The following is a 26,471-nucleotide window of genomic DNA, read 5'->3' on the forward strand; positions in this document are numbered from 1 at the left end:
TTACATGTTACTTGTAATAAGTAACATGTAAAATAATAAAATAACCATAAAAAAGAGTAAGCTAATGCTTACTCTTTTTATCTATATATAGATTTTTTAATTACCACCAATATTACTTGGTGTTCCCATATCAGTTAATCCAGTTAACTTGTTATTACCAATATCATATTCTATTTTCCATTGGTGAGTATGTTCTTGAAAATCTCCATCACCTGATTTTACTTTGTATTTAACTACCGCTAATCCTGACTTAGTTGTGCTTGGATCAGTATCTGCAAATAATTCTAGACTTTCAAATTCTGATGTTGTTCCTGCACTATTAGTTGAAGTCTTACTTGTTGGATATAAAGTCTTATATAAATCACTACTCAAGCTATCTTTAACTTCATTTTTTCTTGAAGCATAATTTTGTGGAGTAAAGGTATACAAATTATTTAAAACTTTATTAGTTAAATCATTAAATTTTTGATTTGCTTCTTGCTTTGGATCTGCATTAGCAGCCAAAGCTCTTTTTGTTTGATTATTTTTTTCATTAGAATCTTTTTCGGCTTTGATTTTAGCTTGTTCTGCTGCTTGAATCTGTTGATTACTTGCTTTCGCTAATTCATTATAGCGATATTCATCAGTTGACTTAACTGAATTTAATCTTAAAACCAATCCAATTGAAAATATAAACATAATCCCTAGCCCAACAGCAAACCCAATTTTAACCTTATCTCTATTCATTGATAATTCCCCTTTGTATTTTATTGATATTTTGATGCAGAATTAATTAATTTTAATGGATCTACCCAAGTTCCGTCATTACTAAAGGCATGACCTTCGGCTTTCTTCCAATCCATTTTAGTGACTCCCATATGAAGGTGATCGGTGTTTCTTACTCCAATTAATTGACCTGTAGTTACTTGATCTCCTTCATGAACTTTAATTCCATCGGTACTTGTATTGAATTCTTGATAAACTACATAATAACCATCATCTGACTTAGTAACCACAAACGATTTTCCTAATCCATTAGGGAAAGAGTTATCCATTCCGACTGTACCTGGATCTCCTGCAAACACTACTTTTCCACCATGAGCCGCATAAACATTAGGATTGGTAAAACTACTGCTACCATAATCTACTCCATCATGGAAATTACCTTGTCTAGATTCTGAATGACCAAAACGCTGTTCACCTGTAATTGCACCATTACCCTTCATTGGAGGCGCCCAATCACCACCTTCACCATCGCCACAATCATCAGCTTGAGAAGCGGCATCATCGCTACTATCAGTGATAGCTGAAGCACTAACGGGGTCACTTGAGAACTGACCTAACCATCGTTTAGCCATTGGTTTACGTTGTTCATAGTGCCATTGCTCTGGATTTTGAGATAGTCCCTCATAATTATTTGTCATGACTTCTACAACATGGTCAACATCATTTGACTTAAGTGCGGCGTAACTTTGCGGATATTTAGCTTTCATTTCATACATAGCAAATGCAATTTGTCCATTCAATGTATTAGGATCTTTACCATTAGCATTACACCATGAATGTAGCTCTGTTAAACGTCCGCCCATCCATTGAGCAAGCCCTGTTGCTCCTGATCCAGCTCCATTGGCTACCTTGGGATTAAATCTACTTTCAAATTCAAAAACCCCTAATGTACCCGCAGCTCCCTCAGGAGTTGCATGATCATGAGATATCATATACTCATACATCATTTTGGCATTTTGGGTAGTATCAGCACTATCATTAAATCCTGCACCTTCACCAGTACCACAATCAGAACTATCATTAGCAAATAACATCATTACAATGACAACAAAAAACATCAAAGCAATAAATGATGAAATAAAACCACCTATTCCTAACCATTTTATAATTTTTTTCCAATCCACCTAATATCACCTCAAATCCTTAAATAAAGAAAAGACCAAAAGTAATAAAGAAGATTAGAACTAAAAATGAAAGAATCAAGAAAATAATATTAGTTTTCTTTTGCTCTTTTATACTTTTTTTCGGCAAGGTTTGATTTTGTTTTGCTTCAAAATTTTTTAGCGCAATACTAACATCATCATTTATTTTTTCTTTTATGGTTCTTCGTATAGTTTTTTTAGCTTTACTAATTTCTAATAAATTTTTCATAAAGCCTCCCCTTATCCAATTCCACCTTGGAATCTATCTAGTTGACTAGCAGTTGGCTGAACTTTAAATGTATAATTTCCGCCTCCATCAATATTCATTAGAACCTCATGTTTGTCTAATTTAGAAACTGAGGCTAGTTCTCCAGGAGTAACAGAACTACCCATGATTTGTTCAAGCGCGTCAGTGTCATCTTCTGATAGATGGAAAAACGTTCGATAAGTAAACAATCCATAAATTTTGTCCATTGCTGTACGATATCGATTCATTCGATCACTACTTGCTAATTGATTATCACGTGGTAAGAAATCTTTCATCGTTGGCATAATGACATTTAACCCACAAAAATTCTTTGCCATTTGTTGCATTAAATTAGCTAACCATTCAATTCCATCAGCGAAATCGGGTTTGGCATAATTTTGAAATTCGTCCATGGTAATCCAGTAATATGGAATATCATCAACCTCAATTTGTTTGTTATTTAAAAGTTCACGATATTTCTTTCCATTATTAACAACATCAGCAGAAATTAAACTAAGGCAAGAAGATATCTGGGCATTAAAAACATCAGAACCTCTTTCTAGTAAACTATCAACTTTAAAGTTAACGGCTGTTTGATCAGAAAAGTCCTCAATTTGCGTAGTTCCATCAAAAATGCCTTTATAACTAGTTATCATTTGATCAAATGTATTTACGATTCTTCCAATTGATTTTCTTTGTTCTTCCGTATATTTTTCAGCTGATGATGTTGCATAACCTCGTTGAATGTTTCTTACATAGGATACAAAGTCAGACATCGTTGGATATTGATAGTGTGGTAATCCCAATACCATCACTTTATCCATTCCATTGTTATCCGTGTTTTTTACATACATTTCTTTATAGATATAGAAATCAGTTAACAGTTTTCTAAGCATAATTTTGTCGTCACTATCAGCTTTAGGATTCATAAATCCAAACATATTTACTAGTTTTTCAACATGCATGTTAAAACTACCAATTTCATCAGGCTTTGATCCATCAGTGGTCGTCGCCGTTGGAAAAACTTCAAAAGGATTAATTCTATTTTCAGCACCTGCTAAATCAATTATTTTACCTCCCTGTTCTAAAGTTTGTTTTACATATTCACCCGAAGGATCAAAATATCTTAATTTACCATTTCTCATAAAAATATCATCGTTTAACATTTTGGAAAAAGTAGATTTCCCGAAACGAGGACGTCCAGTAGTCATGAAAAACGGAGTCAATCGTGTTTGCCCAACGTATAAAGGATCTAACATGATTTCACCATTTGTTTTGGATTTACCAAAATAACTCCCTTTTGGATCATCTAGCTTAACGTGATTGAAAAAGAATCCATGGCCAAGAACTTTTGAGATAATAGGTGTTCCTTTTCGATGGTTAGGAAGCTTATCTTGTTTCATTTCAGGAGTAAAAATGCTTTGGAATTCAGAGCTTTGTTCTCCCAAAAAGGCTCTTCCTTTAAAGGAAACTGAATTAATTCCTTGAACAATATGCTCTATTCGTTTGTTTAATTCCTCTTCTCCCCTTGCATAAACAAAAATTCGCAAATCCACTCTTTTCATCACTTCAGAATGTCTTAGCTGTTGCATTAATTCTCTTTGCATATCATATTTTTCTTTTGCAGCATCAATAGCATTTAATTTTGCATTCCGAGATAATGCCTGTGAATGTAATTCATCTGTAGATTTCTGCAAAGATTTAAGAATAGTTTTTTCATCTTCGTTTCCAATAGATAGAGTACATACCGTATGCTCATAATTAACAATGTCCATTAGCCAAAAATACTTCATATTTTCTGTTGGAAAATCATAAACATGTAAACAACTAAACAATCCATCTCCAGTTCTTATAAAAGGATCTAAACTTAAATCAATATTTCCTTGTGGTTGCGTATGAGCAATTAGTTTTAAATCATATCCTTCATTTTCTAATCGTTTTCGTTCCTTTCTATTCATCTTAAGTATCTCCTATCCGTTTAATGGCGCATTCATATTATTAATTTTAAATAGCAATTGTTGTTTTCGTTTTAAATCCATATCTTGAAATTGAATATATTTACCTCCATATTGTTTAATATCTTGACATTTCATATTTAATTCCCTTGGATTTTTAGCAAAAATCAAGACTATGTATTCTTGATTTTCTAATTGTTGCTCAACATTTCTAGTTACGCTTAAACTTTCTTTGATGTATCTAATTTTTATCTGCAATTTGGTTCGTTCTTTTTGATCTCTTGTCTTTTGTAAATCAGATTGCGCTTTAAATAACTTTTGGTTCCAATAAATTTGCTGTTCTTGTGTAGAAGCAGGAAACTGGGTCGTAATAAAAGTTATGTCGTAAACATATTGCCGTAAAAAGCTTGTAAAACCATCAGTAATATCCATATACTCGCTATTCGGATAGCTATCCAAACCAATCCCTGGAACCTTTAAAAGATTGCAATAAGTGCCATCTTTTAAACATAAATAATGATGATTATCACTAGTGATTTTCTTATATCCCATCAAATCAATGATGGTTCTTTTTTTATTTCTCTTTTCCTTTTTAACTTTAGTTTTATCCATTAAATTAGTTACCATGTTTTAAACCTCCACCGATTTTTGCAAATTCTTCAATTGAATCAAATTCGTAATAATCAAAACTTTTTAACTTTTTAGATTCCACTAATGAAAAAAAAGAATCCCAAATCAAGTTATAAGTTCTTTTCCCAGGATTATTAAAAGATGGAAAAACTAACCATGCCGTAAAAACAAGATTCCAAATATAAAAGAAAATTAATCTGCCAAATTGATCTGGCGGAAATATATTTCCGATTAATACACAGGAACCAAATACAACAACCAAGGTCAAAATGTCTCTCACAAAAAACATTCCCATTTTCATGAGAGTATAAACACCTTTAGCAACCCCTATATTTCTAATCTCTGCTTCATTTTTTTGTGCCATAAGTACTGCTCTCCTTTCTTGTACGTGCTTATAGTTTATTAAGTGAGTATTAAAAGCGTGTATTACTGCAATTCAAAAAGCCTTCTTGCATAGCAAAAAGACTTATATTGATGAGAGTATTAAAATAGAATTAAAAAAGGAGTGAGATAAATGTCACTAGAATTAGCTAGAAGTCTCGACACAGGTGAAATCGTAACTTAAATTAATCTCATGTAATGTATGGAGAGTGTTTATGCAAAAACAAAAAGAATCCAATTTTAAAAAATTGGATTCTTTTTTAATACAAAGGGGAATACACATGTCCCCATTCAAGAAAAAGAGCCGTACTGCACTAAAATTGCAGTCGTTAGTAATTAAATAATATATCTAATCACTATTTAAATTATTACATATACATCTACTTGCTGTTATTTACTGCATTCGTATTTTAGAATTCATCTTTATCTTCTGGTGTTCCGATGCCTTCTTCATCAGTTTCTTGTCTAATTCTTGAAGCAGTATTTGCTACCCCTTGTATTTTATCAAAAGTACTTGGTTTACTTGATTTTGCAATCTGTTCTTGTCTTTGATCCGACATTTGTTGGTGTCTACCAATACTATCAATTTTTTTAGCTAATTCAGGATTAGTAATCCCACCTGTTGGTTTACTGTCAACATCACTAGTAGGATTTGCTGGATTTGAACCTTCAGAAGTTCCTCCGTCAGTATAAGTTGAATCACTAGTTCCAGAGGTTTCTGATCCATCGGTATTATCTGAACTAATTGAATCATCTGTAGTTCCATAACTTGAAGGTGTAGAACCTTCTTTTTCTACTGGGGTTTTACCATTATCACGATTACCTGAATTTAATGCCGTATCATTTGTGCCTTTATCACCGACACCATCTACTGGTGATTTTCCATTGTCCTGATTCCCTGAATTAATAGCAGTATCATTTGTGCCTTTATCACCGACACCGTTAACTGGTGATTTCCCATTATCTTGTGACCCTGCATCAATAGCAGTATCATTTGTGCCTTTACCATCAACTCCATCTACTGGTGATTTTCCATTATCCTGTGCTCCTGCATCAATAGCAGTATCATTTGTGCCTTTGCCATCTTCATCATCTACTGGAGAATCCCCATTATTTAAAGAACCTGAGTCTACTGAAGTACCATTAGTTCCATTGTTTTGGTTTGGATTTTCGTTTCCTTTATGTTCATTATTAGAATCAGCATTATCATTTGTGCCTTTATTTTCACCATCTTTGCCTACACCTTTAGTAGGATCAGAGTTAGCACCTATTTGGTGAGCATAATTGCCACTTCCAGTTGAGGCTGAATTTGTTCCTTTTACTTTTTCTAATGCAGAATTTCCTACACCAAAACCTGCTGATGCTAATGAAGAAATTCCTTTCGCAGCCAAAGCACCACCTAAAGCGAATCCTAGCATTCCATGACCTGTACCATTAGGAACTCCAGTCCATTTTTCAATAAGTTGAATACCATATAAAAAGCCAAACATTGACCCAATTAGAATGAAAAGTTTCATCATTCCCAACTCTAATCCACCTGCATTTAAAGCTTTTACAGCAGGATTATTATCGAGTGAACTAATAACAATCATAAAAACCCTAACTGATATTATTTCAGCCCATATTCCAATCATTGTCCCAGATATGGCACTCAACATATCCTTTACTCTAGAGGGTTTTTGTAAATTTACATATAAAACTAATGGAGCCGATAATGTAGTAATAATTATCTGATAACTAGATCTAATAACTCTAATACTCATGACAATTAAAAACATAGCTAATATCATTAAAGAAAGTAATGCTATCCAATAATGACCCGTATATCTTGCATAGCCCGGTAAAAATATTTTTGTAATCCCAGTTTTATTATCTTTAGGCATTGCATAATCTTCGATTGTATCATTGCCATTATCGCCAGTAATTAAATCATGTTGAAAAGCTTTTATTCCTGGCTTATTCTTAGATGACTTTAAATTAGATTCTGATACAACATCACCAAAGTGAACTGAGTGAATAGACTCATCTTTAAAATTATTTAAATTATCTTTATCAGGCTGTATATCATCAGGATCAAAATTGAAATTTTTTGAGGCTAATCTGGTTGAGTCAATAATATTTCCATTAATAAAATTTATCGCCATAGAATTAGCATTACCATTATTTTCAATTGCCTTTGCTCCTGATTCATTAATTTTACCCATAGAACTAACAATAAAAGGCAACAAAATAACTACAAAGGTAAAAATAACCGCAGACTTAATCCCTTTTAAATATTTCTCACCTTTACCAAAAATTTGAGAAAGAGCCAACCCTGTTAAAGAAACAATTAAAAAGGCAATTCCTAACCAAAAAATCAACATTCTTAATGAATGTAGTGGACCGCTTCCAAAATCATCAAAGATACCAAAAATCTTTAGTGAAGCATTAAATATATCCTCCATTCCCACTGCTATATCATAAAATAACCTAAGAAGAATATCCTTAATTGCACCAAAAACTTTTATTTCCCAGATACCAGTAAAGTTTAAGTATCCAGCCTTTTCCCACGCATGATAAAAAGGTACCCACTGATCAGGACTATTACCATTTGGAATCCCAACTGAGGTCATATTATTAATAAAATTAATCATAAATTCATACCGACTCCTTTCTTCAATTAAAGAAATTATAAGTTGTCCTTAAATCTATGGAGATTTACTGCCTTTATACCAACAAAAAAGAACACTTATAAAAGTGTTCTTTATTTTTAATCAAGCGCCAATGTTCTTCGATTAATTCCATATTTATCCCATATATCCTTAATATTATGTTCTTCAATGAAAGATACTCGCTCTCTAGCACTCAAACTACTAAATGATCCAATTTCATCATCTTCTGAATTAAAACTACCATCGACATTTAACTCTTTTAATGTATTAATAATATCTTCTATTTTCTCTGACATTAATTCTTTATTATCTAATTCAGCTTCAGTGAAAAGATATTCAATCTCATCATCTTCATTATTATTCTCTAAACTGCTTTCGCTGCTAACATCGTTGTTTGTATTGATCATGTTTGCAACAGCCATTATCTTGTCTAATTCATTATCATCACTAGTGTTTTCACCATTATTGAAATACACATAAGCATTTTCATTTAAATTCATTTTGGCATGAATACAAGGATAAGGAATATCAGACATTCTAGTGCTTGAATCAAAGGTATTTAATAAAAACTGCCAATAGGCAGGCATTTCAAAAGTTAATCCAGTTGCAAAAATTGGATTATTTCTGATTTTACTACCAGTAATTGATTGTCTTGTATTAGCTCTTAATAAGACCTGTTCTCCAACCATCAATCGTTGTAACTCTACTGGAGACATTACATCTTGTGCTGTTTGACTAGTATTGATCGTATCTCTTCCCACATTTAAATCAGGAGTAATTGAATGATTTCTCGTCATAACGGTTGTTTTTCCTAACTTTTTAGAAATTAATTCCGTCGTCTTATCTGAATTACTCAAAATATATAAAGTATTGGAACAATTGGCTTTGATTGTATTAGCAACATTTTCATCATAGTTAATATTTAGTTGCTCGTCATTTTGAACAACAATATCAAATAATAACTCTTGACCTAAGCCGATTGAAATTTTAGTATCCATTGAATTTACAGTAGGTAAATTATTAAACTCATCTAAAACAAAATGAATTCTACGATAACATTTACCACCATTTTGAGTTGCCATTTCATACATTTGATTAAATGATTGATCAATTGCAAAAGAAATAATTTGATTATAAGCATTGTTGTTAGGTGGAGTTACGAAAAATACTGCTACTGGTTGTTCTGAATAACTTAATTCTTCATCAGAAAAACTGTTCAATGCATTTGAACTTGATTCATTTTTATTAAAGTTAAAACTATTATTTTTTAACTCTTTAACTGATTGAGAAACTGATTTCTTTGTTTTATCGAAGGGATTACCAATTACTTTTTCTTTTTCAACAATTTCACCATCAAAGACAAAATCAAAAGTTTCCTCATTTTTATTAACTTCAAATTGAATAGAAAATTTACCATTTATTTTTGTCTTAATTGCATAATTCAAATAACCTAAATTATCAATATCTTGGTTTCTAGCTTCAATAACTTTCCCTGAAACGTCTTTTAAGACCACTTTCGCTGTTTCTAATGCAAGATTATCAATTAACTTAACTGAAAATCGTCTAGGAAACGCTGCCTCTTTAAAATCTACCGTATTTTTAGAAGTTAGTTTTGCAACATCTTGCTGTTGGTAAAGTTTAATACCTTCCATCATAGAAGAAAAGATTGAACCTTGAGTTTCAGACCCTGCAAAAGCAGATTGACTAAAAGCATCAAGAGCCATCTGTCTAAAAGGATCATATGGAGCTTTTGCCATTATTTTGAAATAATGAGTCAACATAGATTCCTGTTTCACTGCTTTTTTGGGATCATCAGTAATCTGTTCGTTTATATCAACTATAACTTCTTTACCTGCCATCTGAGTTAACATTTGATAAATGTTAAACATCGTAACCTTTCCCCAATCATGATTACGACGCGCTAAATCAATTTGAGCTAAAATCAAAGCGTTTAACAAGTTAGAAGAAGAGTTATTCCAAAACTTTTCACTACCACCAGACTTTACCGATTGATATATAGAAGTCGATATTTTATTAACCTCCATTTGCACTTGGTCAATATATCCTTTTTTAGCATAATCAATAATAACCTGTAATGGGTTATAACTGGCTGATTTATACATGTTACTCAAATCAATAATAACAACTTTGTAGCCTCGTTTAATCAATGAAAAGAAACTTGATCTAGCAATCTCACCTTTAGGATCATTAATAAATAAAGATACTTTTTTCTTAGCTCTGGATAAGATATCGATCAATGGAAAAATAAAAGTTGTTCCTTTACCTGATCTAGTAATACCATAAATTAAAGTATTATTAGTCTGTTGATCAATCATATATTTACCTAGAAATTTAAACTTTTCAAACATCTTTTGAATCCGATTTTGAATAGTTTGACTAGGAATACCACCCTTTTTCATAGTTGGCACAAATACATAAGTAAATAATTGCATAAGTTTACCAACCATTTTACTTTTATGTAAAACTGGAACACCACCATAACCATCAAATTCCTTATCACGATCAGGAATATTCAAGTATTGTTTTACAACTTTTTTATTATCTTCGAATCCTTCATTACCATATTCATATGAGTTATAAGTAATGTATGATCTAAAAACCCTAGCCCAAACAATCATAACTGCTGTGCCAATAAAAATAAGCCAAAAAATTAAGGTTGGATAATTAATATCATTAAATATCCAAAGCCCTTTTAAAGCAAAAATATCATTTAAGGTGATAGGGTTATTAATCTTCCGATTTGGATCCAACGAAATCCTAAATTGGATTACATATTTATACAAAAAAAACGAGATCTGAGCCATATACCCAATCAACATAATTCCGAATAATCCCGTTAGACCAAACATAGTTATTAATAATTGGCGAGACTGAGACCACCACGGCCCTTGTGATTGTCCTCTTTGGTTTTTTCCATTTCCTAATTTTTTACCTAACAAAAAATACACCTCCGTTTAATTTCCTTTAGCATATCAACTGCTAAAAACAATGGTGTATTTTTGCTTTTTTATTTTTAAAATTACCAACTATTCCTATTATTAGGGTCTTTATAAGAATCTGGAAATCTATCTAATTCATCAGGGTAATAAGTTTTTCCAAATTTAAGTCCAGATTTGTCAAAAAATACATCTGGAATATCATCTATTGAATCTACTGAATAATTTTGTCTTAAAATATGTAATATTTCTTCTTTGTCTTCAATCATAATTTGATCAAAATCCGGAACATAAACTGAATTAGTTGGTTCTGAATCATCGTCATTAGTCGAAGTGGTGCTTTGCATAATTTGAGTCTCAGCTATCGTCAAAATCTTGTCTAAATCATCATCTTTCATCTTTTAATATCCTCCTAATAAATATAAAAACAACTTATATATAATATACTACTTAAAATTAATAATGAACTTTTTTTTGGTCTTAAAAGCTAAAGTTGCTAATAATTGAGTTGAGGGATACATATCTCCACTCTCAATTCTTGCAATCGTTGATTGTGGTTTACCAACAAGTTTAGCAAATTCACGTTGGGTTAAACCTAATTCTTTTCTCAATTCATAAACTTTATCTGAAGCCTCAGACGACATCTTTCCTTCTTCAACAGCTTCTTTAAATTCGGGATCACGTTGACTTCTTTCAACAATATATTCATCAATTTTACTCATTTAAATCACCTCTTAAAATGTTCATTATTTTTCAAATATGAATTTCTTATTCTGATACCCTTATTAATTTCCTTTTTGGGAGTCTTGTTAGTTTTCTTTTTAAATCCATGAGTAATAATAAATTTTGAATCTTTAAATTTGAAGTAAATAGCTCGATTACTGTTTGAACCAAATCTAGCTCTAATTTCATATAAATTTTTTTCTAGTTTTTTAACCCATTGCCGTTCTTGTGCTTCTTGCATTCCATGATTTTCGACTTTTTTAATTAGTTCAGTTAGTTTATCCGCACTTTTAGCACTCAAAGAATCCAAGAATTTTTTAAATTCCTTAAAATCAGCATAATCAAAAGATATTTTCTTCATAATTTATGATAGTCTATCCGCTATCAAAAGTCAACTCCTTAGTTTCAATAAATATAGATCCAATTTATAATCAAAAAAGGATTCACAATCGGAATCCTTTTTATATCGATAGAATAATTTACTACCAAAAATATTAACTTTAACACGAGATGTTAGGAGTATATTTGACTCCTACTACTTCAATTGCGATACATACAACTACTCGAAGCAGCAAACATATTATTGCATAATTTCAACTATTAAAAGAATTTATGCATTTAAAGTTTAAATTTGCTAGCAACAAAAAAATAACCCAGTGAAAAACTGAGTTATTTTTTTTACATACATATAAATTAATGTGGAGAAACATAATAAGTGGAATAGCTCGTTATATTTGGTAATTAATTTAATTATCAATTAAATTATTATATAAACAAAATAATAAAAAATACTTATGAATTTTAACCTTAATTATTCTGATTTTTTTATAATTTCATCTAAATGTTTTAAATTAGATAAATTAGCATTTTGATAAGCTAAATTATCATTAGGTAAGTGTTGCTCAAATGTATCCATAACCTGAATTTCAACTACTCCGTAATTTAAATATGCGCTTAGTATATGTCCACCAAAATTCAAATCATCTGATAAGAAATGACTGTGGAATCCAGCAACTCCAACACCTTGAAAAACTTTTGGCGTATGATAACTAACTACAGTACCAGTAATATCACTTCCATAAAATTCAACCTGCTTTTTTGCAACTTCTTTAAGTGAAGGGTATGGTTTGCTAGATTTACCAGCTGATCTTGTTTTTATTTCTTCAAAACATCCATTGATTTTTATAGAAAAAAACTTATTACTTCCCTTTATTTCTTTTTCTATTATAGACAATAAATGATTTAATGGTTCATCTTTTACTTTTTTTAAAAATGTATAGTTAGCAAAATTGACGTTTGCAAAAGGAACCATAAAATTGTCATTTAATTTAATTGCTTTACCATTAGTATCAATACGATAAGCAACATTATTTAAAATAATAAGTTCACCATCAATTCCTTCTCCTGTACCAATACCTGTGTTTCCATGTTCAAGCAAGCTTTTCAAAGAAATAGTTCCATCCAATAAGCCTTCCGCAAGAATTTGCATTGTTCCATGCTGAAACAAAATATTTTTTTTATCATACATAATATTTCTCCTTATCAAATTTTTTACCTAATATTAGGTTATTTAAACAACTTTTTTATATACTGAACTGTCCTTAATGAAATATCAAATGCCTCAGCTGTTTCTCTTCCAGTATGGGTCCTTGTGTATTCATAAATAGCACTGTTACGAGCATCTTTTTTTCTTTTAGGTCTGCCTTCTCGATAATTAGGATTATGTAACTTAGCAAACTGCTTTCCTGCTTGGGTTCGCTCAATTATCATATCACGTTCCATTTCAGCAACTGATAAAAGTGTTCTTACTATCATACGACCCATGGGATTATTATCAATCGTTCCTAAATTTAAAACCTGAATGACAACATCTTTATGTAATAGGATATCGATTACTTCTAATGCTTCTTTAGTATTACGAGCAAATCTATCAAGTTTAGAAACGATTAAATGATCATTAGGTTTTATTACATTTAACATTTTTTCAAATTCAGGACGATCAGTAGTTGTTCCTGTAAATTTTTCACTGAATATTTTTTCTGCTCCGGCTGTTTTTATTTTTTCCTTTTGTTCAGATAAAGATTGACCAGCAGTAGAGACCCTTGCATAACCAAAAATTGACAATTCAACACCTTCTTATTTGCATATTTTATTTGCATACCAATAATGTTATTATACCAACGTTTTGCTCGTGTGTAAAATACTTATAAGTTTGTTGCACATGTAGTAATTATTAATTTTAAAAAAAATAAAAGATTCCACAAATTAACGTGAAATCTTTTTTACTTCAATTAATATTCATTATATTATTTAGAATATCTTGTATTCATTTCTTGAATCATTGTATTTTCTAACTTACTAAATTTTGCTCTAGAAGAATGTGGAATATAACTTTTTTCATTACAAAATTCTATCACCTTGTTTAAAGATTCTATTATGAAATGAAATCCAATTTCTTTCGGATCTGGTGCATCATTATAAATTTCTTTATTAATAAGTTTTCCATCACTAACTTCATATATGTAATTGACAAATTCTGGATGTATAAACATAGAGGTGTTATGCATCAAAATTTTATAATTACCTTTTTCACCACAATGGTCTGCTAATTTACTAAAATCAGAAATGAAACCTAATTTTTTTACTCCATTTTTATCTTTATATTTCGTATTTTGAACATTATAAAAATCATTAAATTCCCTTGCTTTAACATTTAATTTATTTTCAGTTATAAAATTTCTTACTTCTTGATTTATATTTTCTTTTTCTTCCAAAAGTTCCTGATAACTTAACCCTAAGCTATCGGAAAATTCTCTAGCAAATATAGCTTTTCTTTTACTATTTACGTCATCATTCTCACGATAAGAAATACTGTTAATATGTTTCTTATTATATGTTTTTTCTCCGATTAATCTATATGCATTTTTTTCATTTGATATTCATCTTTATTTTCTGTTAAAAATTTTATATAAACATATGCTTCAAAGATTGGTCTCACATTTAGTTCTCTTACAAAGATTGGTAATTTTTCGTTTAATGTTACGCTAGTATAAATATCTTCCATATTCTTTAATAAAAGTGCTAGTAATTCATATCTTTCTAACTTATCATTTTTTTTAAGTCGTTCTGTGAATCCATTAATTGTTTTTTTTAAATCATTATTAACTTCTTCATAATTCTTGAATGGTATCACATTTTCCTCCATAATTTAAAATTAGTACTTTTTATTCAATTATTTATTTTCCAAATCATTAATATCCATTTTAATTTTTTCTTTCGTTTCTTCAGCCAACTTCTTATCATGATAAAAATGAATATATAATGGTTCAATGGAACCTGTTAGTATTTTTAATGAATAGTTAGGCTTTCTACTCGAATGCCACCACCAAAAAAAGAAGGCTTCAATTAAAAAAAGAAAAATAAAAACCCAAAAATCAAATTCAAAAACGTTATAAAATGCAAGAATTAAAATGAAAATTAAAACTAACAAAAACCAATTATGATTTTCTTGAGTGGTTATCAAAGGAACATCTTGTATTTTAGAAAGTGGAACTGAATGATTTTCCCATTCTAAAATCTTTCCATCAGATTTCACAATTCCTGTATTAAACGCCATACGCATATCTCCTTTACCTTAGTCGTATATACATAATTATATCGCAAATTTAGTTATTTTATTGAAACTTAAAGTAATACAGCTCTGACATCATTAATAAAAATTTTTTGTTTATTATTAATATATAAATAATTATCATCTAAATTAGATATCATTCCATCATGTTCAATAGGATTTAATCCCGTATCAACCTCATTCATTTGAATAACAACTTTAATGCCTCTTTTGTACGCATCGTATAACTTATTTTTTATTGTTGTAGTATCCTGTTGCTGCTTTAGTACAACTTTTCTATTGTTTTGGATATTTTGCTTTTTTAATTCATTTGTATGGTCTGAAAGAAAAAAACCTTGCCACTTAACCATTCCTCGATCATGATAATCATATTTAAAAAATTGTTCTACTAACTTCATATCAAATTTATAATCGTCCATTTTTATTCTCCTAAAAAAATTAATTATCCAAAGATACAATTATAATATCATAAATAAGAACATATGTTCGATTAATTAAAAACAAAAAGACTATCTAACGATAGTCTTTTTTCATAATTAGTTATGAATAAATTTTAAGCTCTCTTTCTACGTTTTGCTCCACCTAACAATCCAATCGTTGTTAGTGCCACAGTTACTGCTCCTGCAATTTCTAAACCAATATTGTTACTATCTCCTGTTTGAGGTAAGGTTGCTTGTTTTTCCGCAGGTTTAGGTGAATCTTGTTGCACTGCTTGCCTTACCGCTTCAGCAGGTGTTACTGGAGTTGGTGTAACTTGTACTTGTTCTTGTGCTTTTGGTGTTTCAGGAGCTTTTGGAGTTTCTTTTGGAGCTTCTTCTTTTTTAGGTGTTTCTACTGGCTTAGGAGCCTCTGGTTCTCTCATGTATCTGTAGTAGTCAATGTCCATTGGGTGGTAAGTGTAGTAATGATCTTCAACTTGTGCTGAATATGGGTGATAGTTAGTTGATAATACACTTACTGGGGTTTGATATGGAGTAATATTCATATGCTCTGGAGTATATTTGTAATCAACGTTCTTCAATTTAACATTGGTATTGATCAACTTAGCATTGACTTTTCCTGATTGACCAAACATTCCTTGAGCAACCCCTAAAGATGGTGAAGCTGGATCATTAACCACCCCAACTGTCCATGATGTACCATAGTGAGCTGCAATGATAGTTCCATCTGGATATGAATCAGCATCATTTAACGCATTTTCATCACGATCAATTCCATATCCATTGCTATCTAATCCACCAAGATTAATATCAGCTTTAATGTAACGAGTATTTCCATCACCATTTAATGATTTCAACCCACCACCGACAGCAATTACCGTTGTATTGTCATCTGTATCAGCAGTTTGTCCTAAATCAATATCAGTAATTGTAGAAATAAACAAATAATTTTCTTTATTTTGTCCTAAGGGAGCTCCTACACTGAAAGTCATGCGATTGTCAACTTTGTTTTTAGAATGAGTCCCACTTACATAAGAGTTAATTTGACCATTTTCGTTATAAACATCAACGTTCTTACCGTAATCAACATCGTTTTGATCACTAACACCATCAAACGTTACATATAAATCACGAGTAGATCCATCTGCTAAATGAACCGCATTAGCAAACTTTAATTGAGTTCCTGCTGCAACTTGTAAAGTCTTAGTGGAATCTTTATAACCATAATGATTAGGATCAGCGTGATCACTAGTTATTCTTCCGTTAACAACTTCAGGATTTTGCTTATCCCATATAATTGATGTAATTAAATGAGAATTATCAAGATTTGGTGAAGCAATCATAACTTGGTTATTACCAATGTTTTTTCCATCTGGACTAACTACACTAATCTTAATATCTTTACCTAAAAAGTTACTATTGTTGTTATTAGAATTTAAGGCTTGCCAATGACCTGATTGAGTATAGCCATCTCGACCACCATTATAGTCAATGTTCTTTGGTGCAGAATCAACCGCTTGATTGATTTTGTCAATTTCATTTTTAACGGCATCAATATTGCTTTGATTTTGATTTACAACATTATCAACATCGCCTGTTGCCTTTACTTCGACTGTACCATCATCAACTGGATTCAATCCTTTGTCTTTAGCTTGTTGAATTTGTCCTGCAATTGTCTTTTGACCTTCAGCAGTCTTGTTCTTTAAAGCTACTTTTTCTTTTTGGATTGCAATTTGTTTTTCCAAATCACTAGTTGCTTTAATTTGATCTTGCTTGGTAACTTCGATTGGATCATTGATGGTTACTGATCCACCTTCATTCTTTAATGAATCACTTAAATCTTTCAACTTTTGATTGGCATCTAAAACCATATGTACTCTATTTGCTACTTCTTGTACATATTTTGCTTGATCAGAAGCACTCATCTTAGAACCATCAGTAGTTTCAGTCAACTTAGCAGCCAAAGCACCTGTCGCACTCTTTAATTCTGCTAAAGCATTTAGTTGTTCATCACTTGAAGCCGTGTATTTAATTTTTTGAATTTGCTGATCTAGATTATTCTTTAAATCATCATCAGACATGTTAGTAGCATCGATAGCGGTGGATTGATTAATCTTTCCACCGTGCTTTTCCATGATTTTTCGTGCTTGATCAATTTCTTTAACCAGTTGACGATCTGCAAAATTGACAGCTTCAATTTTCATCGTATCTCTTGCGGTAGCTGAACTAGCTTCTGCTGTCGTACGCTTACTGTCATCAAATTTGATTTTCTTGATATCCCCGCCTGCTTTTTGAATATCTTGAGCAGTGGCAATCGCTTTATTAATCGTTTCTCGTTCGGCATCAGTTGAACCAAGACCTACCGCTTGTTTAGAAGCTTCTTTGATTATTTCGGACTTGCTCTTACCAGTCATATTAATTGAATCACCCTTAACAGGGGTATCTTTTCCGACTGAATCGACACTGTCCTTAATAACTGAATCTCCAGTTGCAACCTGACTAATGTTGTCTGTTTGATCTTTTACCGATTTATTTTGTTCATCAGGTGTCATTTTAGTGCTATCTAACGGAGCACCTTGAGTGATTTTACCGCCTGCTGCATTAATCACTGGTTTGGCTTCTTTAACTGCTTGATTTACCGTTTGATTTGCTTGAACATCAACTGGACTTGTCCATGAGTTATTTGGAACGTCATTTTGCGCTTCTGTTTCTCGTTGTTGGTTAGTCTTAGTAGTAGCAGTGCTTGTTGCACCTTCAGTTGTAGACGTAGAACTTGCTGATGTAGGAGCACTTGTTTGAGATTGACTAGTTGCTTGTGCTTGTACTGATACTGCTGAAGCTGTTGAGTTTACAACTACAGATTGCGTTGGCGTAGTTACTGAATTAGTTGGAGTTTGTTGTGCCGTTTGTGCAACTACTGGTGTAGTATCATTGGCTCCTGCTCCAACTGCACCTAATGTTCCAAAGAATAAAAATGCACTCGCTACTACCCATGCACCTTTACTTTTATACATCTTCTTGTGATTTACAACTTCAGTAGTCAAAGCATTAAGATTTAAACCAGGCTTGTAGTTCCCATTTGCTTTCATAAAAAAAATCACCTTTCTATTTGTTGTCTTGACCTTTAGTAATTGAACTTTCTAATAACTTATTCATTTCTTTTTGTTGATCAATTTGCTTTTGCAATTCATTATTCTTTTCTTTTAATTTATCTTGAGCACTAGACTTTTTATTAGTTTCGTTGAGCTTTTGATTAATTTGTTTGTTCTCTCTCACTAAACTATTAACCTTTTGATTATTTTGTTGATAAATCATCGTTCCTAATCCAGCACTAGTACCCACTAAAAGAACTACTAATCCACCAACTAACCACTTAACTCCACTACCTTTCTTTTCCGCTAAATGGCTAGTAGCTTGATGGTTATTATTGTTTTGAGCCTGATTTTGCAATGCTAAAACTTTGTAGAAATCACTAAACTCATCTTTCTTTTCCTTTTTTTGCGTTAACTCAAAATCTTTATCCTTTAAGTCAGCAACTAAACTATTGATTTTCTCTTGTAGTTCGTTAACCTTTCGTTGATTAAACAAATTATTCTCATGTTCCTTTTCAAATTGATTTTTATAATCAACTAGTTTTTCTTGATTATTTTTGGCTTCATCTAATTTGTATTGAGAATTCTTTAAATCAGCTTGTTTGCGAACTGCGTTTGAATGTTGTTGTTCAAAAGTATTAGTATATTCAGCAAATAGACTAGAAAACTTCTTATAACTTTCATTTAACTTTTCAGTATTCTTTTCCTGAATTGTTAAAGCTTCCCCACTTAAATTACTATTTAAGGTTCTTACTTCGGCCGCAATTATCTTATTAATCTGAGCTTCTGTTTTTTGGTTCAACTCATCAATCTCATGCTTAACTTCAACATTAGCTCGATCAGTATATTTGTTGACTAATTCTTCATCTAACTTAGTAGTGCTATTTTCAGCTGTTGTTTCTGCTTTTTCTTTAGCTGCTTTATAGATTTTTTCTGCTTCTAAAATTGCTTGCTTTTTAACTTGTTCGATTTCATTAACTTTACCGACCCGTTCACGTTCCTTCTCATCATTAAGACGACTACTGATGTCATCTTTGATTCCTTGAATGACCGTTTTATTAACGTTATCTTCTTGATAAGCATTAACCTTCTTTTCAATCTCATTTCTTCCTAAGGTAATTTGCTTACTTAGATCTTTGTCAGTCGATAAGTTAAGAATCTCTGCTACTTTTCTTAAATACTCATTGCTTTCCTTTTTCTTTTCGTTAAGCATAAACGCAACGTAATTATCATCTGATGGATTAGCCGCACTTTGCGGATATTCCTTAATTTCAAATTGCGGTGCAAAGATATGACCATCATTTACAACCTGAACTCCATCATTACTTTGACTGGCTTGTTGACCTGCATTTAAACGACTCCGACTTCCAAATGTTTGTTCAGAAACAGTTGTAACCTTAGGATTATTTGTTGCACTACCTTGACTAGTTTGAAGTTGAGATTTTCTTTGTCGCTCTGCTTCTGCCTTTCTTTGTTCTTCAACTTGCCTTTGTTTGGCTAATTCTGTTTGTCTTCTTTGCTGTTCAGTTCTTTCTTGTTCTTCAATTCTTTCATTTACTAATGGATTAATTCTGCCAAAATCTTCATCATTGAACTGAGCTTCAGTTGGAATAATTGCTAAATCTCCTGCTTTACAGTTGGTTTGCTTGGAATACTCCTTCAAAAAATCTTCCGCTGCTTTTTCCTTATCATCATAAGGGACATTTTCAAATCTTTCTGCAGTGAAAAATTGTTTAACGACTGGAACAGTTAAGTTTAAATAATCTAAATCAATGGAGAAATTATCAATTTCTAGGTAATCTTGCCATTTTTTCTTTTCATTTCTTTGTTGAAATGCCATCTTTTCAACCGTTACATCAAGGTTTCTACCAACGGCAAATAATTGCTTGATTGACATAAACAAAGTCTGCGCTTGAGCTAGGTTTAATCTTGGATAAGTTTCTCCTATTTTAGGTAAATTTAAAGTTTCAGTTGAATCAATTTGCTCGATTATTTCTTTAATGGCTGGATTTTTATTTGGTTCATAATCCCGAGACAAGGTAACCTTAACAATCACTTCATCATCAGGAAACTTGTACTTAGATTTAAAAATGCTCATGTTGCTCATGTGTATCTCCTTTGTATTTTTAAAAATGTTTTTACTTTTCTAATTAAAAACTTCCTTGTGAATATGCTTTGAAGAAGGTTGCTAAAGCACCTGCAGCAAATAGACCAACAATTCCAATAATTACCCAAACTAAATGAGTTTTAACTTTTGCCCGAAGTGATTCTCCTGCCCATTGCATAATTCCAAAACAACCAACTAGCATTAAAATTCCCCCTGCAAAACCAACAATTTGTCCTGCAGTTGCAAGTCTATTAAGTAATGCTGTCGTCCCGCTAACCGCATCTCCTGCAATAAACATGTTTGAAACTTTAGGTAAAGTAGCGCCTTTTATCATATCTAAATAATTCATCTGAATTTCCTCCTAATTTTTGAATTACCTAATTTTAAATAGTGATAAAACAGCCAGTGCATTTATGCATTCCCATAAAAAAAAGCTTTCCACAAATTGGAAAACTCTTGATTTCTTTTATTCTTCAACTAAACCAATAAATTCTAATTTAAGACTACCAAACAGGTTAGCTTTAATATTGCCAAATTCATCATATTCCTTATTGGGAAACTCACCTTTAACTTCCACTTTTAACGTCTTGATATTATTATCACTGTTTCTTAATTTAAAAACGAACTTAGCAATTTTTTGCGTGATTTCTTTTTTCATTCTCTGTGCAATTGGGCGTGCCCCGTTCTTTACATCAAACCCAATTAAAGCTAGATAATCCACTAAACGACTATCATAAACAAAACGAAATCCCGTTTTCACTTTAATTTCTTGACTAAGCTTTTTCAAATTATTGCTTGCAATTGTACGGACAACTTTTTCATCTAACATCTTAAAAACTACTTTGTTTTCAATTCGATTAACTAATTCTGGTCGAAAATCAAACTTTAATGTTTCTTCAACCGCTTTAGCAAATTGCCGTTTCATGTAAGATTTATTTTCGGCATTAACTTCCCTACCATAGTTATATTGATCATCAATTAGATCTCCTGCTAAGTTGGTAGTCATGATAATAATTGTGTTTCTAAAGGAAACGGGGCGACCATAAACATCATGCATCATTCCCTCATCTAAAATTTGTAGTAACAAATCATGAACTGATCGGTCTCCTTTTTCAATTTCATCAAGTAAAACTATTGAATATGGATTATGCCGAACAGATTCGGTTAAAACTCCTGCACTAGTTTCAGTTCCTTTTAATCTAATGGCGGCATTTTTATCTGCATATTCAGACATATCAATTCTAATAATATTATCTTCAGTATCAAACATTGCTTCCGCAAGTGCTTTAGCAGTTTCTGTTTTCCCCGTTCCTGGGGTTCCCAAAAACAAAAAATTAGCTAATGGCCGTTTTGGATCTTGCAACCCTACATAAGAAATTGCCACTGCTCCTTCTACCGTATTTAAGGCTTCATCCTGTCCTTTTACATGTTTATGTAAAATCAGATTTAACTTATCTAAACGATTCTTTTTCGATTCAAGAATTGAATTAATTGGAATCCCTGTGTCTCGTTTCAAAGTTTCAGCAATACTTTTTTGATCAACTAATTTAGAACTACTATGGTTCTTTTGATAGGCACAAGCCTCATCTAATAAATCAATTGCTTTATCAGGTAAATATCGAGTTGGAATATACCTAATCCCAAAAGCAACTGCTGATTTAATCGCATCATCAGTGATTTGAACTTGGTGAAATTTTTCATATGAATGTTTTAAACCTTGTAAGATTTCAACTGACTCTGCTTGAGTTGGTTCAGGTAGTTTTATGATTTGAAACCTTCTCGTTAAGGCTTCATCATCTTCTAAATAATCATGAAATTCTTTAATGGTCGTAGCCCCAATTAAATTAATTTCACCACGAGCTAAAGCTGGTTTTAAAGTATTTCCCACATCTAAAGCCTGACTTTTCTTATCAGGGCTTCCTGCCCCAACAATTTGATGGATTTCATCAATAAATAAAATATCATCAGTTTGTTTAGCTTCATTGATTAGCTGTTGAAACAATCCAATAAAATGATCATCATTCATTAAATCGGCTAACTCTATAATTCTAATTTTTCGATTAATAAATTCCTCAGGAACTTCCTCATCAATAATCTTTTTGGCAAAACCTTCAACCGTATTAGTCTTACCAACCCCTGCTTCTGCAATCAATAAGGGATTATTTTTACTTTTTCGACTTAAGGTATCAATAATCAAATCAATCTGACTATCTCTTCCAATCGTTTTGTACTTGTCAGGATTCTTTGCTACTAATTCGGTTAAATCAGTTGAGTATTGCGAGAGTAAATTAGAATCCATTGCCATACTCATCACCACCATCATTTAATTCATCTTCAGGTAGAAACCCATCATTACTAGACTTATTAGGCTCACTTTTGCTTTGATTGTCATCATCTAAAACCACTTGTTTCCTTTTAACTGGCTTAGCAGCTCCTTTAGCTTGAACTGAAAAATCGCCTGTATCAAAAGTAGTATGTTCTAGTTCTACATTACCGTATTTAATATCAGGTTTAACTTCTTGATATTCAGAATTATTCCCGTACTTTTTATCAATCTCTTCAAACACTGCTTCGGGACTTTTTTCGATTGTGCTAGGTCGATAGGAATCTATTTGCGTTATTTTATCAACCGCTTTACCATCTTCAGACAATTTGTACCCTAAAATATCTAATCTAGGTAAAAAACACTGTTCATTAATCATTCCTAAATATTTTTTAGCTAGTTCAGGTGATTCTTTTGAATTTAAATGAATGTTAAATTCGTCGCCTGTATCAACCCTAATGGTTGCCCTGATATACAAAATATCATCATCATCAATCACATTGGGATTATCGTTTGGCTCATTCCAAACATTATAGTGAATAATTTTCATCTTACAATGACTCCTTTCTCTTATTTAATAAATTCAGGTTCCAATTCTGAATTTTTTAGCTTAAATCTAGCCTTGTAGGTTTCGCCTTTTTTATTGGTAAAAGTTAGAACACCACTGACCTTATCGGTAACAATTTCTTCAATCGTTTTCTCGCTTAATTCTTTACCACTAAACATGCCACGAATACGAAATTTACAAATTTTGCTATCACAGCGATAAAAAATATATTTTTGTTTTTTAGCACTGATCCCGCTTACTTTTTCTAAATAACCTTTCTTACATCTTGGACATAAAATTTGGTTTTCAGTTTCTTCTACTTTGCTCTCTGATTTCTCAGGTGGTGCAATTGTTAAGTTTGGTTGAGTTGTTTGATACTCATTCAAAGTATCAATAATTGTTTTTTTAATTACCGATAAGAACTGGATCCCACTTTCTTTACCTTTAGAAATATCGACTAATTCCTTATCCCATTCAGCAGTCATCAACGGCTTAGTAAAAATGGTTTCTTTCATAAATTGATAAATTAATCGACCTTGATCAGTAGGAAAGACCTCTTTTTTTCGATTAATTTTGATATATTTCCGTGTTTCTTTTAACTCTTTAATAATTCCCGCTCTGGTTGCTTGAGTTCCTAAATTGTACTTAGGTAAAATTGTTCCAATTAAAGTTGATTCAGTAATTCGTTTAGGAACTGTCGTTGTTTTCTTCAACAAACCAAAATCAGCAGGAAGGCGATCTCCCTCATTTAGTTTAGGGACTTCATTGCCTTTCGGTACATTGTTAGTTAAGGCTCGCCAACCTTCACTAGTAACTAATCTTCCTGTTCTATGAAACTCATTACCATTGTTATCTTTAGCAATGATTTTAGTTTCATCATATTCAAAATCAGGTGCAAACATTAGTAAAACCCGCTCAACGATCAGCTTATAAATTTTCCATTCATCTTCTGATAGATCAGCTCTTTTCGGTAATTTTTCGGTTGGTTCTAAAGCTGAATGCCCACCAATTTTTTCTGCATCTTTTACAAATGCCTTACGAGGTTCTAAAAATACGGGTTCAAACTTAAAATCAATTAATTCTTGGTACTCACTTACATGTTCTTTAATCAAATTAAATTCATCAAGATTTATAAAGTGAGAATCTGGACGAGTATATGAGGTAAATCCATGCAAATACATAGATTCAATTAAGTTCATCACCTTGTCGGCACTAAAACCATATTCTTTAGCTGCTTTTCCTTGTACATCTGATAAAACAAATAACTTAGGAGCCGTAACCTTATGATGTGATTTTTCAATTTTTACGATATCTAAATAATTACTTCTGACTAAGGTTCCTGAAACAACCCCATTTAAATTATCGTTGGCTTCGCCTTGATCTAGGTACTTTTTAGCATTAATCAGATTAAACTCTGCACCTTCAACTTGAGTTCTTGCTTCCAATTGGTAATAATCTTGCGGTTTGAAATTAGCAATAGCTTCATCATTAGCTACAACAATTGCTAAAGCAGGTGTTTGTACTCTTCCAACAGAAAAGACCCCTCGATATCCCTTACTTTGTAAATTTATCGTAGCCATTCTAGTTAGATTCATACCAACTAACCAGTCAGCAAACTGCCGACTTTCACCAGAAACTTTTAATAATTCGTGTTTTTTGGGATCTAGCAAATTTTCAAATGCCTTTTTTGAGGCTCCAATGGTCATTGAACTATTCCAAAGTCGATACTTTAACTTTTGTAAACCGTTAGGAATTTTTTCTAAAATTAAACGGCCAATTAATTCCCCCTCTTGATCAGGATCGGTTGCTAAAATAACCCCTTCAGCTTTTTTAACTTCATCTTTAATTTGCTTGAAGAACTTAGTATTTCTACCACTACTCAAGTGATAATTGAAATTATCAATCATAATCGGCAAATCACTTAAGTTCCATTTTTCGTACTTGGAGTCATAATCATCAGGATTATCCAATGAAAATAAATGACCTGAAGCACAAACAAAAACTAAATCATCGTTCAAAATATTAGAATGAGCAGTCCACTTACTTGCACTAATTTTTTTTGCATTAGGATCATTAGCTAACGCAAATGGTTTTAACTGTTCACCCTTTTCGGTTAGCACCACTAATGTCATTTCTAATACCCTACCTTCTCAGCTTGATAATTTTTTAGCCAACTTTCAAATTCTCTAGTTGATTTAAAATGAAATCGATTAATCATTGCTTCACCAATATGTTCCGATAATTTTTGGCGTTGCTCTTCTAAACGTTTCTTGGCTTCTTCAAATCTTTTTTCTTCACTACTAATATCAATATTTTTTGTTTTCGACATATTATTTCTCCTTAATTAAATATTTAAGTTCTTTTCTAACTCATTGATTTCTTTAGAAATATCCCAAGGTACGGAAACAAGTGGATTATTTGCAAGATAATTTTTAAATAAAAATTCTTCAGCATCTTTATTAACTACAATTCTTAATTTCCCATCTATATTTGCTTTTGCAAAAAAATCATTTTTATTAAATAAAACGCGTTTAATTTTGTTTAATATTTTATTATTAGAAACAATTACATCTTCAAAAAGGCAAATCTTAATAACATCATCAGCAAATAATAATCCCAAATAATCCTTAGCTTTTTTATATAAATCATCAATTGCATCTTCAATAAGGACATGTTTTTGTGAATCAAAATCAATTTTTTTAATGTGATTTCCACAATAATCAAAAATAAGACACATCAACTTGTGTTTTTCTATTAAAAGATGATAATAATATGCTTTAATTTCTAATTTATTCATAATATTTTTCTCCTTAACTTTAAAAAGATTTTTGGTAGCTTAATTCTAAATACTGATTTTTTTTAGGGATTATTTATGCAATT

Annotated in this window: 25 protein-coding genes; all 25 read right to left on the reverse strand. The window is 31.5% G+C overall.

Annotated features, from left to right (window positions below):
• Nucleotides 1–96 precede the first annotated feature (96 nt).
• Complete coding sequence (locus tag R4B61_RS07490) at nt 97–726, reverse strand: hypothetical protein (protein ID WP_413628338.1); 630 nt, start codon at nt 724–726, stop codon at nt 97–99.
• A 20-nt stretch (nt 727–746) separates the two neighbouring features.
• A complete protein-coding gene (locus R4B61_RS07495; protein WP_413628339.1) occupies nt 747–1,889 on the reverse strand; it encodes a phage tail tip lysozyme in 1,143 nt (380 codons plus the stop codon).
• 19 nt (nt 1,890–1,908) lie between these two features.
• Entirely contained in the window at nt 1,909–2,136 is a 228-nt protein-coding gene (locus R4B61_RS07500) for a hypothetical protein (protein ID WP_413628340.1), read from the reverse strand.
• An 11-nt stretch (nt 2,137–2,147) separates the two neighbouring features.
• Nucleotides 2,148–4,112 carry a helicase HerA domain-containing protein gene (locus R4B61_RS07505; protein ID WP_413628341.1) on the reverse strand — a complete coding sequence of 655 codons (1,965 nt, stop codon included), beginning with the start codon at nt 4,110–4,112 and terminating at the stop codon, nt 2,148–2,150.
• Between the two features lie 12 nt (nt 4,113–4,124).
• On the reverse strand, nt 4,125–4,736 hold the full coding sequence (locus R4B61_RS07510; protein WP_413628342.1) for a hypothetical protein: 612 nt from the start codon (nt 4,734–4,736) through the stop codon (nt 4,125–4,127).
• Entirely contained in the window at nt 4,726–5,103 is a 378-nt protein-coding gene (locus tag R4B61_RS07515) for a hypothetical protein (protein WP_413628343.1), read from the reverse strand. Before R4B61_RS07515 ends, R4B61_RS07510 begins: the two co-directional genes overlap by 11 nt.
• Before the next feature lie 427 nt (nt 5,104–5,530).
• Nucleotides 5,531–7,753 (reverse strand): pLS20_p028 family conjugation system transmembrane protein, encoded by a 2,223-nt coding sequence (locus tag R4B61_RS07520; RefSeq protein ID WP_413628344.1) that lies wholly within the window; start codon nt 7,751–7,753, stop codon nt 5,531–5,533.
• Between the two features lie 116 nt (nt 7,754–7,869).
• Nucleotides 7,870–10,731, reverse strand: a complete 2,862-nt coding sequence (locus tag R4B61_RS07525; RefSeq protein WP_413628345.1) for a VirD4-like conjugal transfer protein, CD1115 family — start codon at nt 10,729–10,731, stop codon at nt 7,870–7,872.
• Between the two features lie 80 nt (nt 10,732–10,811).
• Entirely contained in the window at nt 10,812–11,126 is a 315-nt protein-coding gene (locus R4B61_RS07530; RefSeq protein WP_413628346.1) for a hypothetical protein, read from the reverse strand.
• Between the two features lie 48 nt (nt 11,127–11,174).
• A complete protein-coding gene (locus R4B61_RS07535; protein ID WP_413628347.1) occupies nt 11,175–11,450 on the reverse strand; it encodes a helix-turn-helix transcriptional regulator in 276 nt (91 codons plus the stop codon).
• Nucleotides 11,451–11,455: 5 nt separating this feature from the next.
• Nucleotides 11,456–11,812 (reverse strand): type II toxin-antitoxin system RelE/ParE family toxin, encoded by a 357-nt coding sequence (locus R4B61_RS07540; protein ID WP_413628348.1) that lies wholly within the window; start codon nt 11,810–11,812, stop codon nt 11,456–11,458.
• 450 nt (nt 11,813–12,262) lie between these two features.
• The gene (gene budA / locus R4B61_RS07545) at nt 12,263–12,979 is read right to left on the reverse strand and encodes an acetolactate decarboxylase (protein ID WP_413628349.1); all 717 of its coding nucleotides are present in this window, start codon (nt 12,977–12,979) and stop codon (nt 12,263–12,265) included.
• Nucleotides 12,980–13,017: 38 nt separating this feature from the next.
• Complete coding sequence (locus R4B61_RS07550) at nt 13,018–13,575, reverse strand: recombinase family protein (protein ID WP_413628350.1); 558 nt, start codon at nt 13,573–13,575, stop codon at nt 13,018–13,020.
• 182 nt (nt 13,576–13,757) lie between these two features.
• Nucleotides 13,758–14,225 carry a hypothetical protein gene (locus R4B61_RS07555; protein ID WP_413628351.1) on the reverse strand — a complete coding sequence of 156 codons (468 nt, stop codon included), beginning with the start codon at nt 14,223–14,225 and terminating at the stop codon, nt 13,758–13,760.
• Between the two features lie 134 nt (nt 14,226–14,359).
• Nucleotides 14,360–14,656, reverse strand: a complete 297-nt coding sequence (locus R4B61_RS07560; RefSeq protein WP_413628352.1) for a hypothetical protein — start codon at nt 14,654–14,656, stop codon at nt 14,360–14,362.
• A gap of 27 nt (nt 14,657–14,683) precedes the next feature.
• Entirely contained in the window at nt 14,684–15,067 is a 384-nt protein-coding gene (locus tag R4B61_RS07565) for a hypothetical protein (protein ID WP_413628353.1), read from the reverse strand.
• A 68-nt stretch (nt 15,068–15,135) separates the two neighbouring features.
• A complete protein-coding gene (locus R4B61_RS07570; protein ID WP_413628354.1) occupies nt 15,136–15,501 on the reverse strand; it encodes a hypothetical protein in 366 nt (121 codons plus the stop codon).
• Between the two features lie 134 nt (nt 15,502–15,635).
• Nucleotides 15,636–18,611, reverse strand: a complete 2,976-nt coding sequence (locus R4B61_RS07575) for an LPXTG cell wall anchor domain-containing protein (protein ID WP_413628355.1) — start codon at nt 18,609–18,611, stop codon at nt 15,636–15,638.
• 16 nt (nt 18,612–18,627) lie between these two features.
• The gene (locus tag R4B61_RS07580; protein ID WP_413628356.1) at nt 18,628–20,721 is read right to left on the reverse strand and encodes a hypothetical protein; all 2,094 of its coding nucleotides are present in this window, start codon (nt 20,719–20,721) and stop codon (nt 18,628–18,630) included.
• Between the two features lie 43 nt (nt 20,722–20,764).
• Nucleotides 20,765–21,070: a hypothetical protein gene (locus R4B61_RS07585; RefSeq protein ID WP_413628357.1), complete on the reverse strand. Its 306-nt coding sequence runs from the start codon at nt 21,068–21,070 to the stop codon at nt 20,765–20,767.
• 117 nt (nt 21,071–21,187) lie between these two features.
• Nucleotides 21,188–23,026, reverse strand: a complete 1,839-nt coding sequence (locus R4B61_RS07590) for an AAA family ATPase (RefSeq protein ID WP_413628358.1) — start codon at nt 23,024–23,026, stop codon at nt 21,188–21,190.
• Entirely contained in the window at nt 23,010–23,594 is a 585-nt protein-coding gene (locus R4B61_RS07595; protein ID WP_413628317.1) for a hypothetical protein, read from the reverse strand. The genes R4B61_RS07590 and R4B61_RS07595 overlap by 17 nt, the downstream gene beginning before the upstream one ends.
• Before the next feature lie 20 nt (nt 23,595–23,614).
• The gene (locus R4B61_RS07600) at nt 23,615–25,723 is read right to left on the reverse strand and encodes a DNA topoisomerase (RefSeq protein ID WP_413628318.1); all 2,109 of its coding nucleotides are present in this window, start codon (nt 25,721–25,723) and stop codon (nt 23,615–23,617) included.
• A 2-nt stretch (nt 25,724–25,725) separates the two neighbouring features.
• Nucleotides 25,726–25,920 (reverse strand): hypothetical protein, encoded by a 195-nt coding sequence (locus R4B61_RS07605; RefSeq protein ID WP_413628319.1) that lies wholly within the window; start codon nt 25,918–25,920, stop codon nt 25,726–25,728.
• Nucleotides 25,921–25,935: 15 nt separating this feature from the next.
• On the reverse strand, nt 25,936–26,388 hold the full coding sequence (locus R4B61_RS07610) for a hypothetical protein (RefSeq protein ID WP_413628320.1): 453 nt from the start codon (nt 26,386–26,388) through the stop codon (nt 25,936–25,938).
• Nucleotides 26,389–26,471: the final 83 nt, after the last annotated feature.

Source organism: Fructilactobacillus vespulae (genome assembly GCF_047324295.1).
GTDB classification, from domain to species: domain Bacteria; phylum Bacillota; class Bacilli; order Lactobacillales; family Lactobacillaceae; genus Fructilactobacillus; species Fructilactobacillus vespulae.

What these genes read in the sequence shown, in the direction of transcription:
- R4B61_RS07535 (WP_413628347.1), bottom strand. Translation starts at nt 11,450, where the DNA reads ATGAGTAAAATTGATGAATATATTGTTGAAAGAAGTCAACGTGATCCC.
- R4B61_RS07565 (WP_413628353.1), bottom strand. Translation starts at nt 15,067, where the DNA reads ATGGCGTTTAATACAGGAATTGTGAAATCTGATGGAAAGATTTTAGAA.
- R4B61_RS07520 (WP_413628344.1), bottom strand. Translation starts at nt 7,753, where the DNA reads ATGATTAATTTTATTAATAATATGACCTCAGTTGGGATTCCAAATGGT.
- R4B61_RS07575 (WP_413628355.1), bottom strand. Translation starts at nt 18,611, where the DNA reads ATGAAAGCAAATGGGAACTACAAGCCTGGTTTAAATCTTAATGCTTTG.
- R4B61_RS07570 (WP_413628354.1), bottom strand. Translation starts at nt 15,501, where the DNA reads ATGGACGATTATAAATTTGATATGAAGTTAGTAGAACAATTTTTTAAA.
- budA (WP_413628349.1), bottom strand. Translation starts at nt 12,979, where the DNA reads ATGTATGATAAAAAAAATATTTTGTTTCAGCATGGAACAATGCAAATT.
- R4B61_RS07515 (WP_413628343.1), bottom strand. Translation starts at nt 5,103, where the DNA reads ATGGCACAAAAAAATGAAGCAGAGATTAGAAATATAGGGGTTGCTAAA.
- R4B61_RS07605 (WP_413628319.1), bottom strand. Translation starts at nt 25,920, where the DNA reads ATGTCGAAAACAAAAAATATTGATATTAGTAGTGAAGAAAAAAGATTT.
- R4B61_RS07590 (WP_413628358.1), bottom strand. Translation starts at nt 23,026, where the DNA reads ATGGCAATGGATTCTAATTTACTCTCGCAATACTCAACTGATTTAACC.
- R4B61_RS07560 (WP_413628352.1), bottom strand. Translation starts at nt 14,656, where the DNA reads ATGGAGGAAAATGTGATACCATTCAAGAATTATGAAGAAGTTAATAAT.
- R4B61_RS07500 (WP_413628340.1), bottom strand. Translation starts at nt 2,136, where the DNA reads ATGAAAAATTTATTAGAAATTAGTAAAGCTAAAAAAACTATACGAAGA.
- R4B61_RS07585 (WP_413628357.1), bottom strand. Translation starts at nt 21,070, where the DNA reads ATGAATTATTTAGATATGATAAAAGGCGCTACTTTACCTAAAGTTTCA.
- R4B61_RS07595 (WP_413628317.1), bottom strand. Translation starts at nt 23,594, where the DNA reads ATGAAAATTATTCACTATAATGTTTGGAATGAGCCAAACGATAATCCC.
- R4B61_RS07490 (WP_413628338.1), bottom strand. Translation starts at nt 726, where the DNA reads ATGAATAGAGATAAGGTTAAAATTGGGTTTGCTGTTGGGCTAGGGATT.
- R4B61_RS07540 (WP_413628348.1), bottom strand. Translation starts at nt 11,812, where the DNA reads ATGAAGAAAATATCTTTTGATTATGCTGATTTTAAGGAATTTAAAAAA.
- R4B61_RS07530 (WP_413628346.1), bottom strand. Translation starts at nt 11,126, where the DNA reads ATGAAAGATGATGATTTAGACAAGATTTTGACGATAGCTGAGACTCAA.
- R4B61_RS07600 (WP_413628318.1), bottom strand. Translation starts at nt 25,723, where the DNA reads ATGACATTAGTGGTGCTAACCGAAAAGGGTGAACAGTTAAAACCATTT.
- R4B61_RS07505 (WP_413628341.1), bottom strand. Translation starts at nt 4,112, where the DNA reads ATGAATAGAAAGGAACGAAAACGATTAGAAAATGAAGGATATGATTTA.
- R4B61_RS07510 (WP_413628342.1), bottom strand. Translation starts at nt 4,736, where the DNA reads ATGGTAACTAATTTAATGGATAAAACTAAAGTTAAAAAGGAAAAGAGA.
- R4B61_RS07610 (WP_413628320.1), bottom strand. Translation starts at nt 26,388, where the DNA reads ATGAATAAATTAGAAATTAAAGCATATTATTATCATCTTTTAATAGAA.
- R4B61_RS07580 (WP_413628356.1), bottom strand. Translation starts at nt 20,721, where the DNA reads ATGAGCAACATGAGCATTTTTAAATCTAAGTACAAGTTTCCTGATGAT.